This is a genomic window from Ruegeria sp. CDSA020 (assembly GCF_059612345.1).
The window spans coordinates 449,408-461,035 of record NZ_JBXWQK010000002.1 but is presented as its reverse complement, the minus strand read 5'-3'; the positions used below and the strand labels follow the sequence as shown (position 1 = coordinate 461,035).

Here is an 11,628-nt window from a genome sequence, read left to right as displayed (position 1 = left end):
TCAACACATGTCTGAACTTGCAATAGACCGCGAAATCGACCGATCCAAGATGCAGGTGAGCGACGAGGTCGCCATCGAAATCAACAACATGAACAAGTGGTATGGGTCTTTCCATGTGCTGCGCGACATCAATTTGACCGTCAATCAGGGCGAGAGGATTGTTATCGCGGGGCCGTCAGGGTCGGGTAAGTCCACCCTGATCCGCTGTCTGAACGCGCTGGAGGAACACCAGCAAGGCACGATCATGGTGGATGGGACGGAACTGTCGAATGACCTGAAAAACATCGACAAGATCCGGTCCGAGGTCGGGATGGTGTTCCAGCACTTCAACCTGTTCCCGCATCTGACCATTCTGGAAAACTGTACGCTGGCCCCGATCTGGGTGCGCAAGACGCCCAGGAAAGAGGCTGAAGAGCGTGCGATGCACTTCCTAGAGAAGGTGAAAATCCCAGAACAGGCCGACAAGTATCCTGGCCAGCTTTCGGGTGGTCAGCAGCAGCGTGTTGCGATTGCCCGTTCGCTCTGCATGATGCCGCGGATCATGTTGTTCGACGAACCTACATCGGCGCTGGACCCTGAGATGATCAAAGAGGTGCTCGACACTATGATCGAGCTGGCCGAAGAAGGCATGACCATGCTTTGTGTGACCCACGAGATGGGTTTTGCCCGTCAGGTCGCCAACCGCGTGATCTTTATGGATGCCGGTCAGATTGTGGAACAGAACGAACCAGAAGAGTTCTTCAACAATCCGCAAAGCGAGCGGACCAAGCTGTTCCTGAGCCAGATTTTGGGCCATTGATCCCGATCGGAAGAACCTTGAAAGGCGGGGTTTTTGCCCCGCCTTTTTTATTCCGGCAACTCGCGTGGAATGACGAACCCCAAGACATCCCCACTGTGCCACCGAAGCGCGGCCCAGGAGTTGATCTCGAACTGTATGACTGTTGTTGCGCAGGTCGGGTAGTCATCGAAACGGCCGTGATCTGGCGCCTGCCGCACAAGCTGTCTGGCGAATTCAGCGATCCCGGGGTTGTGGCCCAGCATCAGCACGGTTTGGCCAGAAGCCTGTGATAGGGCCCGCATCATGAGATCGGGACCGGCCAGATACAGCGAGCGTTCGAACTGGATCAGATCAGCCTGCAGCCCCATTCGATCCCACGTCTCGCGGGTTCTGAGGGCGGTAGAGCTGAGCACCTCATTCGGTAGCCAGCCATTCCTGAGTAGCCAGCCGGACACAGCAGGTGCGGAGCAGCGTCCACGTTTGTTCAGTGGCCGATCATGATCGCTGAGCGTCGGCTCATCCCAACTGGATTTGGCATGGCGGGTCAGGATCAGGGTGCGAGTCATGACGGGTGAAAAGACCTCATGTGGTGGGCGGATTGTTCTGGGTCCCGCCCGGCCCCGGGGCTGAGAGGGCAGGCCAGGCGCGCAAGGCAGCCACCGGTCATGCAGGTTTGGCCCTGCTCTGTGCTCAGATGCCCGTGGCAGGCCTCAACGTCATAGAAGCTGTGGGTGTTCAGGGCCCCGACTGGGCAGGTCTGAGCGCAAGGGGCATCGCATGTAACACAGGGCGATGAATTATGGGCACCGGCAATCTCGAATTCCTGATCAAAATGCAGCGCGCCGCGATACGAGATCATCATACCGACCGTGTCATGCACCAAGGCGCCAACCGGGCTGCTGAATGTACGCCCCGATTTCAGCGCCCAGTCGACAAACGGCACATAGGGTGGGCCACCGAATGGGAAATAGGCTTGCGCCCCCAAATCCTGCGCCATCTGATTGACGACGCGGTACGACCACCGGTCAACAGGGTCGGGACCTTGCCATTCAAGGGCTGATTTCAAAACAGGCCAGAACGTGGGCCCTGCACCTAGCAGGATCAGGGTGCCGCTGTCCAATTGCTTGGCATTAGCGCGCCCAGGATGCAACGCACCCATCACGATAAGCCCAACCTCAGCTGCCGCGCTGTCGACACGTTGATAAATGTTCGGAGAAGGTGCGGTTTGTTCTGTCATGTCACCTCCGTCACGGTCGATCAATCGGGTCGGATCAGCGACCCAGCCCCGTGTTCGGTGAACAGTTCCAGTAGCACCGCATTGGGCGCGCGCCCATCCAGAATGACTACGGCCCGCACCCCACTATGTAGTGCGTCCAGCGCCGTTTCGGTCTTGGGGATCATTCCGCCTGCGATGGTCCCGTCCAGGGTCATCTCGCGGATCTGACCGGCTTTTAGCTCGGTCACGACCTCTCCGGCAGCGTTCTTGACGCCTGATACGTCGGTCAGCAACAGCAGACGGTCTGCCTTCAAGGCCGAGGCGATGGCACCGGCGGCGGTGTCACCGTTGACGTTGAACGTCTCACCCTCGCGCCCGGCGCCCAGAGGCGCAATTACCGGGATCACGTCATGCGTAAACAGATCGTGCAGGATTTCGGGTTTCATCTCGGAAGGAGAGCCAACAAACCCCAGCGAGGCATCGGTTTGATCACAGATCATCAGGTTGGCGTCCTTGCCCGACAGGCCAACCGCAGTCCCTCCCTGTCCGTTGATGGCCTGAACAATGCGTTTGTTCACGAGGCCGGACAGGACCATCTCGACCACTTCGACAGTTGCCTTGTCCGTCACACGCTTACCGTTCACGAAATCGGATTGGATATCGAGCTTGTCCAACATCGCGTTGATCATGGGACCGCCGCCATGTACTACAACCGGGTTGATGCCCACCTGGCGCATCAGAACCACGTCACGGGCAAAGCTTTCCATCGCTTCATCGCTGCCCATGGCGTGTCCGCCCAGCTTGATGACGACAATGGCCCCGTCATAGCGCTGCAGATAGGGCAGTGCGCTGTTCAATGTGGCGGCGGTGGCGATCCAATCCCGGTTCATATCTCTTGTCTTCATGGCTAAGGTCCCTCTGGCCCACCGTGTTAGGGCCTTTGAAAGGTGCTGCCAAGGGCCAAGCTATTCCAGATGCGTGATGATCGAGCGCAACGTTGGGATACCATCCCCTTTTTCGGACGACGTCAGCACGATTTCGGGGAAAGCGGCGGGGTGTTTTGACAGGGCCGAGCGCACCTGATTCAGAACCTTTTCGCGTTCATTGGCCTTGACCTTGTCTGCCTTGGTCAGCACGCATTGAAAGGTTACGGCACTGGTGTCCAGCAGCTTCATAATCTCGGCATCAACAGGCTTTACCCCATGGCGCGCGTCAACCAGGACAAAGGCCCGGCGCAGGGTCTGTCGGCCACTGAGATATTGTTTCAGCAACCGCTGCCACTTTTCCACCACCTTAACCGGCGCATTGGCATAGCCATAGCCGGGAAGGTCGACCAGATATAGCTCTGGGCCCTGGGTGAAAAAGTTGATTTCCTGCGTCCGACCCGGCGTGTTCGACGCGCGCGCCAGCCCCTTGGTTCCGGTCAGCGCATTGATCAAACTGGACTTGCCAACATTTGAACGGCCTGCGAAACAGACCTCAAGACGGTCGGGGTCGGGCAGCCCAGTCATGGCGACGACACCTTTGACAAACTCGGACGGGCCCGCAAACAGCTTGCGTCCGCGCTCCAACGAGAATTCATCGGGATCTTGGGCCAGAGGGAAGGGTAGGGTGCTCATAACGGTATCACCTTGTCACCGACCGAGATTACCCCGCCGCGAACCACTTCGGTATAGATGCCGAAATCCTGATGGCCCCAGCTGTTCAGCGCGCCCAAAGTGTCGGCATCGCGGTCGCCGGTATCGGGGTTCGCAGTGGTCGCCAAACAGCGCACAATCCGCTCGCGGACGCGGAATACGGCCTCACCGATTTGCAATTCGCGGTCGAGCCAGTCGAATTCTTCCCACAGGGGCAGGCCATCGAACCAGATGTTACCACGCCAGCGTTTGATTGACAGGTCTTGCCCCAGTTTTTGTTCAACCGCCCGGTGAGAGGCCATGTTGCACAGACTGATTGACGGGAAATCGCTGTCTGTCATCCCACGCCCTGGTATCCGAACGATCCGGGCAGATGCCGCCCTGTCCGAGGGCATCAGCGGGCGCACCCAATCCAGAAAAACGTCCTGTTCCCGATCCGGGTCAAAGGTTAGATCGGGGCGATCGGGATGGGTCAGGGTCAGCAGATTCGCGTCCAGATTGGCGGAAATGGCCATCAGGTTTGGGGCTTTTGACCCTCGGCTGAAATTGACGCAGGGTACCCATTTCGTGCCATCGGCTTTTGACGCTTCGTGCGCAACTGCCCAAACGCGATCCCCGGGCATTGTCTGCCCGGGGGTCACTGACACGGTCTGCACGGCTTCGTGGCCGTGGCTTTTCATAGGATGCCGCCAAATATGGGTGACTTCAGCCGTCATTTGTCATCCGTCTTAGCGGCGCGCTTGAAACCGGATTTGATGTTGCCAAATACATCCGGTTTATAACCCTGGCTGCGCATGATCAGATACTGTTGGGTAAAGGTGATCGTGTTGTTCGCGATCCAGTACACCACAAGGCCGCTGGCAAACCCACCGAGCATGAACATGAAGACCCAAGGCATCCAGGCAAAGATCATTGCCTGTGTCGCGTCTGTTGGTGCCGGGTTCAGCTTTTGCTGCAGCCACATCGAAATCCCCAGCAACAGTGGCAGGATGCCGATGAAGATCAGCGCCATAAGGGTGTCAGGTTGCGGCCCGGCCCAAGGCAGCCAGCCGAAGAAGTTCATGATTGACGTGGGATCCGGTGCGCTGAGATCCTGAAACGGGCCAAACCACGGTGCTTGACGCAGTTCGATGGTGACAAAGATCACCTTATACAGCGAGAAGAAGATAGGGATCTGCATCAGGATCGGCAAACAGCCCGCGGCGGGGTTAACCTTTTCCTTCTTGTACAGTTCCATCATACCTTGCTGCATTTTCTGACGATCGTCGCCTGCGGCCTCTTTCAGGGCCTCCATCTGCGGCTGCAGTTCCTTCATCTTCGCCATCGAGACATAGGACTTGAACGCGAGCGGGAACAAGATCGCCTTGATGATCAGGGTCAGGCCGATGATCGACCAGCCCATGTTGCCGATCTGGGCGTTAATGTTGTGCAGCAGCCAGAAGATCGGCTTGGTCAGGAAATAGAACCAGCCCCAGTCGATGCTGTCGATGAACTTTTGAACGCCTTCGGCCTGATATTCACGAATGGTTTCCCATTCCTTGGCACCGGCAAACAGCTGGGTTGTTACCTCTTCAGTAGCCCCAGGTGCGACAAGCAATGTCGGCAGTACAGTTTCCGTCTGATAGATCTTGCGACGGGCATCGTACTTGGCTGCTGCCTTGAAGGTCGTGCCCTCAGCCGGGATCAGGGTGGTCATCCAATAGTGATCAGTAAAGCCGACCCAGCCACCATCTTTGACCTGAAAGACCTCGGCTTGCGCCCGTTCGTTCGGATCAATGTCAAAGTCGCGCACATCGCCGTAGTCGATTTCATCCAGAACACCGTCGGCCATGACCATCACGCCTTCATGCAGTATGAAGAAATTCTTCAGTCCGGGCAGGTCGCCATCTTCGCCGATACCATGGCGGGCGAGGATGCCATATGGCGCCATGCCTACCTCGGCTTGTGTGTTGTTCTCCACCGCTTGTGTGACTTCGAACATATAGTTCTCGTCCACCGAGATGGTACGGCGGAAGGTCAAGCCGTTGCCATTCTCCCACTTCAACGTAACTGGAGCGTTCACCCCAAGTGTTTCACCATTTTCGACGATCCAGACCGTGTTCGGCCCGGGTACGTCCGTACCGGTGACACCAGCGCCAGGCGCCCATCCGTAGAGCGCATAATATGCAGACTCAGATCCAACCGGAGAGAACAGTTCGACAATCGGTGCGTCGTCCTGGATCGAGACTTTATAATCCTTTAGGTACAATTCATCGATGCGGCCACCGGACAACGACAGGCTGCCCTCAAGGCGGGGCGTGTCGATCTTGATCCGCGCGGCCTCGGACCCGGGCAGCGTTTCTTCTGCGCTCGCCGTGGCTTCGCCTACGGTACCCGCGCTAGAGGCGCTGGGGGTCTGAACCTCATCGCTTTCGATGGCGCTGATTTCAGCCTGATCAGTAATGGTGGTTTGCTCGGGCGGTGGAAACAGCACGAACCAAACCAGGATCACGACAAAGCTGAGCGCGGTTGCGAGGATGAGATTCTTGTTCTGATCGTCCATCTGGGACAGCCACCTTAAGCAGTGAAACACACCCGGTGGGTTCAACAGAGTGCAGCCCCAAAGGTCAAGCGGATTCGCCCGCCTTATGGTTCCAGATTGGGCTTTTGTGGTGAAAACCTGCGATCAGGAACCCGCTTGCCGTCCAATCTTGGGAATGCCTTTGACTTTGTTCTGATGGGCCGAGATCCAATCCATGGTCTTTTCGAACGGCATGGGCTTGCCAATGCCAAAGCCTTGAACGTGGTCACAACCAAGCTGTGCCATCAACGCGTGCTCACCGGTGGTTTCAACACCCTCGGCGAGTGTTTCTACATTCAACCTTTCGGCCATAGTCAGAATTGCGCTGACCAATTGTTGTTGCGATGCATCACTGTCCGCCTTGGCCACAAAAGTTCGGTCTATCTTGATCCGCGTCACATCAAACCGTTTGATCGAGGCGATCGAGGCATGTCCAGTGCCGAAATCATCCAGATCAATACAACAGCCAAGTGCTGCAAGGCTGGTCACGTTGCGGGTAATCACATCGTTCGGACGTCGCGAAAACACGGTTTCCAGAATTTCGACAGCCAGTCGGTCGGGCGTCAGGTCGTTTTGGTCCAGTTCCCATTTCAATCGGTCCAGCAGAGCGGGGTCTCGTAGCTCGTCCGAGGAAAAATTGATTCCGATTCGTGGGACGTGAATCCCGTTCCGGTCCCAGCAGCACATCGCGGAAAATGCATGATGCCGCATCGTTTGGCCAAGCCTCTCCATCAGCTCGGCCTGTTCGGCAAAAGGCAGAAATATCTGTGGGTTCAAGATGCCTTTTTCCGGGTGCTCCCAGCGGGCCAGGGCTTCAAACCCCGTAACCCGCCCTGTATCTGTGGAAACCTGAGGCTGAAACCAGGGGCGGATTTGTCCGTTGTCCAGCGCAGCCTCGAACTCTTTGCGAAGGTTGGCCCTGATATTGGATCTACGGCGGGTTTCGTTTGAAAAGGCGCGGATCGTTGAGGGCCCATTACGCTGAGCTTCGCATAGCGCAGCAGATGCGGCGTCAATCCAATTTTCAAACCCGGATCCGCGAACTGCGGATTGCAGGCAAAAACCGATTGAACACGAGACATAGGCAGTGGTGCCGTTTAGGGTGATCGGCTCTTCAACGGCGGATTGGATGCGGCCCGACATTTGAATACAGGCTTCGAGATCGAGATGCTGTGACGGGCGCAGGCCGATGGCTATTTTGCACTCGTCTAATCGTGTTGCAATATCGCCGGTTCGAATGACCGAGAAGATGCGGTCACAAAATTGGCTGGACAGATGGGTCGCGGCCGCATTTCCGTGCAGGTCAACAAATTCAGTGAACCCGTCTAAGGCTATAATCATACAAGCCGATCCCATGTTATTGTGATCGGTACGGTCAAAGAAGTTTTCAAGTTCGGCGGCAAACTTATCCGTTGGCGCGAGTCTTCCGTGTTGGTGCAGTGGAGAGTTGCGTGCAGTTTGCGTGCGTCTGACTGAGGCGAAGGCGACGATCAGCAACGGTAGGCTTAGTGCCACAACGACAAGCGCACGTTCGCCACCGATCCAGAAAGCCGCAAGCGAAATGGCGGGAGCAAAGGCCAGCACCGGCGGGCCACTCAGATACGTGGTGAGAGTATCGAGAAATTGATCAACGGAAACAGATTTCCTCATCGGTTCGTCTTCGCCTTTACCCTGAGCATCTTGCGCTCAGGTCAAACCGTAGAAAATCAGTCTGAGTCACTCGTTAACGCAGCTGTGGAATATCATCCGTTTTTTCAGTTTTTTCGCTCGAATTGATGGAAAGATTAACAAAATCAAACAATTTCGGGTCCAAAAGGTGCGAAGGGCGCGCATTGGTTAAGGCGCGGAACATCACTTGCCGCCGTCCGGGACTGTTTTTTTCCCACTGATCGAGAATCTGTTTGACCTGCTGGCGTTGTAACCCGTCCTGGCTGCCGCACAGGTCACAAGGGATGATCGGGTAGTTCATCGCATTGGCGAATTTCTCGCAATCCGCCTCGGCGACATGGGCAAGGGGGCGAAAGACGAACAGGTCGCCTTCTTCGTTCACCAGCTTTGGCGGCATCGTTGCTAGACGGCCGCCGTGGAACAGGTTCATGAAAAACGTCTCAAGGATGTCGTCACGGTGATGACCCAGCACCACGGCCGAGCAGCCCTCTTCCCGCGCGATGCGGTACAGGTTGCCCCGGCGCAGGCGCGAACATAGCGCGCAAAAGGTGCGGCCTTGGGGAACCTTGTCCATGACGACCGAGTAAGTGTCCTGATATTCGATGCGGTGCGGTACACCCATGCGTTCCAGAAACTCGGGTAGGACGGTAGCGGGAAAACCCGGTTGGCCCTGATCCAGATTGCAAGCCAGCAGATCGACCGGTAGTAGGCCGCGCCATTTCAGCTCGTACAGAACCGCTAGCAAGGTATAGCTGTCCTTACCGCCTGACAGGCAGACCAACCAGCGGGGTGGCTTGCCGTCTTTCTCATGCGCGGACGGGTCCACCATGCCATAGTGTTCGATGGCTTCGCGGGTGTGGCGAACGATGCGTTTGCGCAGCTTCTTGAACTCGGTGGTCGAAGGCGCGCCGGCAAACAGCGGATGGATATCGTCAGCTTCGTCAAACATGCGCTGCCCCTACAGCAGATGGCGTATCCGGGCAAGTGTGCGGGTCAGCCCAACCGCGCAAGCAGGGCACCAGTGTCCAGCCCGGACACCGAACCGGGGATGCGGCCATTGTTACCTGTCAACCGAGACGCCACAAATCCATCAGCGACCGGCCCGGGCGCTTGGCGTATCAGTTGAGAGGCCGTCAGCAGCAAAGCAGTGCGCTCCGCAAACCAGCGCGCCTCGGCTTCGGGTGGGATATTGGTCCAGCGGGCGCGGTGGTCCCTCAGCGCCGCATCATAGTGGCGGTTCACTCCGGTTGCCGCCTCAAGCTCGGCCTGCAGGACCTGGGCGGCCAAGGGGTCGCGGGTCAGGGTGCGCAGGATATCCAGACAGATCACATTGCCCGAACCTTCCCAGATGCCGTTCAAAGGGGCTTCACGGTAGAGCAGGGGCAGGGGGGTGTCCTCGACATAGCCCATGCCGCCCAACACCTCCATGGCTTCGACCACGACGGCTGGACAGCGTTTGTTGTTGAGGAATTTGGCGAGTGCAACAGCGATGCGGGAAAAGGCTTTATCCTCGGGTGTATGACCGTCAAAAGCCTGCGCCACACGCATTCCCAGTGTCAGCGCCCCCTCCCAGTCCAGCACGAGATCGGCCAGAACGATGCGCATCAGGGGTTGGTCAATCAACCGGCGCTGAAAGGCGCTGCGATGGCTGACCCAGTGATGCGCTTCGCTGAGGGCCGCCCGCATCAGACCTGCCGGGGCCATCGCAGTGTCGAGCCGTGTGTGATGCACCATCTCCAGGATCGTGCGCACACCCGCGCCCTCATCGCCAAGCTGATAGGCCAGCGCATCATGGTATTCAATCTCGGCCGAAGCGTTGGACCGATTGCCCAGCTTGTTCTTCAGCCGAATCAGGTGGATTGCGTTGCGTTCGCCGCCCAGCCAGCGGGGCACAAGGAAACAGGTCAGACCGCCGGGGGTCTGGGCAAGTGTCAGGAAACCGTCGGACATCGGGGCCGAGCAGAACCATTTATGCCCACGCAACCGCCAGTGATCTCCGTCGCGTGTGGCCGTCGTTGTAGTGGCGCGAATGTCCGAGCCGCCCTGTTTCTCAGTCATCGCCATGCCCAGCGTGGCGCTTTTTTTGGAGGCGATAGGAGCGATAGAGGAATCGTGGTTCCATTCCGTCAATCGGGGAACCCAGATCGAGGCAATCTCTTCATTCGCCGCAAGTGCTGGAACGGCTGCGTAAGTCATGGTCAGCGGGCAGCAATGACCGGGTTCGACCTGACTGGCAAGGTAGACCATGGCGGCGTGGGTGGCGTGACCATTCGGTAGGTCAGACCAGGCAACGGCTGCGTATCCGGATGATTGACTGAGTTGCATCAGGTGATGGTATGAATGAGTGAAACGCACTTCATCCAGGCGGCGTCCACCTTGGTCAAACAGAACAAGTTCTGGGGAGTGGAAATTGGCCTCGCGCGCCATGTCTCTCACTGCAGCACGCCCAAGGTCTGCACCATAGTTGGGAAGAATAGAGCTTCGCGCGCCTGCCACATTTTGCAGTACTGGGTCAGAGGCCCAAAGGTCTAAATCTCCGCGCACAGGCGGCTGGTTCAGAACGTCATGCGTGGGTAGGGAATGGCGCGCGTCAGATGTCATCTGGCCCTCGAATTGAACAGCACAACTGTTCAGCGAAGGTGCGCTCCGGTCAAGTCCGACGACGGGTCAGGAGGGATCTTCACGGTCCGGAACCGGATCATACCCGTCACCACCCAAAGGGTGGCAGCGCCCAATCCGTCGCGCGGCCAGCCATGTGCCTTTGATGGCACCGTGTTTTTCCAGCGCCTCCAACGCATAGGCCGAGCATGTAGGCTGATAGCGGCAGTTGAACCCGACCCAAGGGCTGAACAGCAACCGGTACGCCCGAATGGGTAAGGCAAGGATATGCGAGAGCAATGTCATTTCCGCGCAGCATGGACTTTACGCAGAGCATAGCGCAAATCATCCAGCAGCGCCGCATAGGGGCGTCCGGCTGTGACATCGGCGCGACCGATCAGCACGTAATCCCAGCCGTCCTGCCCCTTCTCAGGCAGTACCGCGCGCGCAGCTTCGCGCAGGCGTCGCTTGGCCCGGTTGCGAGCCACGGCATTGCCGACCTTTTTGGAACAGGTGAAGCCGACGCGAATCCCGTCCGCCTCGCCCTCGGCGCGTTTGCGCGCCTGCACCATCATTGATGATGTGCCCTGCCGACGCGCACGCGCAGCGTTCAGGAATTCGGATCGTTTCCTGAGAATGGTCAAAGTTTCGGATGCGCAAACGGACGCCGCCGGGGGCGTATCCCCAGGTTGGTTCTTACCATCCTCAGGGGCCTCCGGCGGCGTCATGTTCATAACCTGATCGGTGAGCGGTTTATGCGCTCAGCGACTTGCGGCCACGTGCGCGGCGCGAGTTCAGGATCTTGCGGCCGGCCTTGGTGGCCATGCGCGCGCGGAAACCGTGGCGGCGTTTGCGAACCAGGTTCGAAGGCTGATAGGTGCGTTTCATCGCTCCGTCTCCAATCTATTCGGTCGGGTGCAGCGCGGATTCGCCTGCCCGTGGTGTTCGAAGCCCGTCCTCTACTGCCAAGCGGGGGGTAAGTCAAACCCCTTGGTGGGGGTTTTGCCGCCTTTTGCAACAATTCTGTAATCCGGCGGGGCGAAAGATTTCAAAAACGCGGATTTGCGGCACGAAACCCTCACATTCACTGTCGAGAAGATCAAGGCAACGTGAGACCCCCTGTTGCACAGAGGCGCGACGTCGCATGTTGGGGCCAGAATGAAACGTATAA

At 57.8% G+C, this 11,628-nt stretch carries 13 protein-coding genes; 1 reads left to right on the top strand and 12 read right to left on the bottom strand.

Translation table 11 applies throughout. From position 1 onward, the window contains the following. The first annotated feature begins 7 nt into the window (after window positions 1-7). Window positions 8-799: an amino acid ABC transporter ATP-binding protein gene (locus tag AC2FJW_RS05190; protein WP_142639743.1), complete on the top strand. Its 792-nt coding sequence runs from the start codon at window positions 8-10 to the stop codon at window positions 797-799. Window positions 800-846: 47 nt separating this feature from the next. Here the strand turns inward: AC2FJW_RS05190 and AC2FJW_RS05185 are convergent, their stop codons facing one another. The 12 genes from AC2FJW_RS05185 to rpmH all read right to left on the bottom strand — a co-directional run bounded on the left by AC2FJW_RS05185 (window position 847) and on the right by rpmH (window position 11,345). Continuing rightward, complete coding sequence (locus tag AC2FJW_RS05185) at window positions 847-1,344, bottom strand: SixA phosphatase family protein (protein ID WP_271951999.1); 498 nt, start codon at window positions 1,342-1,344, stop codon at window positions 847-849. Further along, complete coding sequence (locus tag AC2FJW_RS05180; protein ID WP_496749415.1) at window positions 1,341-2,015, bottom strand: ferredoxin; 675 nt, start codon at window positions 2,013-2,015, stop codon at window positions 1,341-1,343. Before AC2FJW_RS05180 ends, AC2FJW_RS05185 begins: the two co-directional genes overlap by 4 nt. Window positions 2,016-2,035: 20 nt before the next feature. After that, window positions 2,036-2,899 carry an acetylglutamate kinase gene (argB, locus tag AC2FJW_RS05175; protein ID WP_142639737.1) on the bottom strand — a complete coding sequence of 288 codons (864 nt, stop codon included), beginning with the start codon at window positions 2,897-2,899 and terminating at the stop codon, window positions 2,036-2,038. A gap of 60 nt (window positions 2,900-2,959) precedes the next feature. After that, the gene (yihA, locus tag AC2FJW_RS05170) at window positions 2,960-3,613 is read right to left on the bottom strand and encodes a ribosome biogenesis GTP-binding protein YihA/YsxC (RefSeq protein ID WP_496749414.1); all 654 of its coding nucleotides are present in this window, start codon (window positions 3,611-3,613) and stop codon (window positions 2,960-2,962) included. Next, window positions 3,610-4,347: an MOSC domain-containing protein gene (locus AC2FJW_RS05165; RefSeq protein ID WP_496749413.1), complete on the bottom strand. Its 738-nt coding sequence runs from the start codon at window positions 4,345-4,347 to the stop codon at window positions 3,610-3,612. Before AC2FJW_RS05165 ends, yihA begins: the two co-directional genes overlap by 4 nt. Continuing rightward, complete coding sequence (yidC, locus tag AC2FJW_RS05160) at window positions 4,344-6,173, bottom strand: membrane protein insertase YidC (protein WP_496703465.1); 1,830 nt, start codon at window positions 6,171-6,173, stop codon at window positions 4,344-4,346. The genes AC2FJW_RS05165 and yidC overlap by 4 nt, the downstream gene beginning before the upstream one ends. Window positions 6,174-6,296: 123 nt before the next feature. Continuing rightward, window positions 6,297-7,841: a putative bifunctional diguanylate cyclase/phosphodiesterase gene (locus tag AC2FJW_RS05155; RefSeq protein ID WP_496749412.1), complete on the bottom strand. Its 1,545-nt coding sequence runs from the start codon at window positions 7,839-7,841 to the stop codon at window positions 6,297-6,299. 73 nt (window positions 7,842-7,914) lie between these two features. Further along, window positions 7,915-8,808 carry a tRNA 2-thiocytidine(32) synthetase TtcA gene (gene ttcA, locus AC2FJW_RS05150; RefSeq protein ID WP_142639727.1) on the bottom strand — a complete coding sequence of 298 codons (894 nt, stop codon included), beginning with the start codon at window positions 8,806-8,808 and terminating at the stop codon, window positions 7,915-7,917. 44 nt (window positions 8,809-8,852) lie between these two features. Further along, window positions 8,853-10,460, bottom strand: coding sequence for an acyl-CoA dehydrogenase family protein (locus AC2FJW_RS05145; protein ID WP_496749411.1), 1,608 nt, complete (start codon window positions 10,458-10,460; stop codon window positions 8,853-8,855). A gap of 66 nt (window positions 10,461-10,526) precedes the next feature. Next, window positions 10,527-10,763, bottom strand: coding sequence for a membrane protein insertion efficiency factor YidD (yidD, locus tag AC2FJW_RS05140; protein WP_281973741.1), 237 nt, complete (start codon window positions 10,761-10,763; stop codon window positions 10,527-10,529). Continuing rightward, window positions 10,760-11,185 (bottom strand): ribonuclease P protein component, encoded by a 426-nt coding sequence (rnpA, locus tag AC2FJW_RS05135; protein ID WP_142639721.1) that lies wholly within the window; start codon window positions 11,183-11,185, stop codon window positions 10,760-10,762. Before rnpA ends, yidD begins: the two co-directional genes overlap by 4 nt. Before the next feature lie 25 nt (window positions 11,186-11,210). Then, on the bottom strand, window positions 11,211-11,345 hold the full coding sequence (rpmH, locus tag AC2FJW_RS05130; RefSeq protein ID WP_005632162.1) for a 50S ribosomal protein L34: 135 nt from the start codon (window positions 11,343-11,345) through the stop codon (window positions 11,211-11,213). Window positions 11,346-11,628: the final 283 nt, after the last annotated feature.

Bases quoted from the DNA above. Each gene is read 5' to 3' on its own strand.
- rpmH (WP_005632162.1), bottom strand. From the start codon at position 11,345: ATGAAACGCACCTATCAGCCTTCGAACCTGGTTCGCAAACGCCGCCAC.
- yihA (WP_496749414.1), bottom strand. From the start codon at position 3,613: ATGAGCACCCTACCCTTCCCTCTGGCCCAAGATCCCGATGAATTCTCG.
- AC2FJW_RS05145 (WP_496749411.1), bottom strand. From the start codon at position 10,460: ATGACATCTGACGCGCGCCATTCCCTACCCACGCATGACGTTCTGAAC.
- AC2FJW_RS05190 (WP_142639743.1), top strand. From the start codon at position 8: ATGTCTGAACTTGCAATAGACCGCGAAATCGACCGATCCAAGATGCAG.
- argB (WP_142639737.1), bottom strand. From the start codon at position 2,899: ATGAAGACAAGAGATATGAACCGGGATTGGATCGCCACCGCCGCCACA.
- AC2FJW_RS05185 (WP_271951999.1), bottom strand. From the start codon at position 1,344: ATGACTCGCACCCTGATCCTGACCCGCCATGCCAAATCCAGTTGGGAT.
- yidD (WP_281973741.1), bottom strand. From the start codon at position 10,763: ATGACATTGCTCTCGCATATCCTTGCCTTACCCATTCGGGCGTACCGG.
- AC2FJW_RS05165 (WP_496749413.1), bottom strand. From the start codon at position 4,347: ATGACGGCTGAAGTCACCCATATTTGGCGGCATCCTATGAAAAGCCAC.
- rnpA (WP_142639721.1), bottom strand. From the start codon at position 11,185: ATGACGCCGCCGGAGGCCCCTGAGGATGGTAAGAACCAACCTGGGGAT.
- AC2FJW_RS05155 (WP_496749412.1), bottom strand. From the start codon at position 7,841: ATGAGGAAATCTGTTTCCGTTGATCAATTTCTCGATACTCTCACCACG.
- AC2FJW_RS05180 (WP_496749415.1), bottom strand. From the start codon at position 2,015: ATGACAGAACAAACCGCACCTTCTCCGAACATTTATCAACGTGTCGAC.
- yidC (WP_496703465.1), bottom strand. From the start codon at position 6,173: ATGGACGATCAGAACAAGAATCTCATCCTCGCAACCGCGCTCAGCTTT.
- ttcA (WP_142639727.1), bottom strand. From the start codon at position 8,808: ATGTTTGACGAAGCTGACGATATCCATCCGCTGTTTGCCGGCGCGCCT.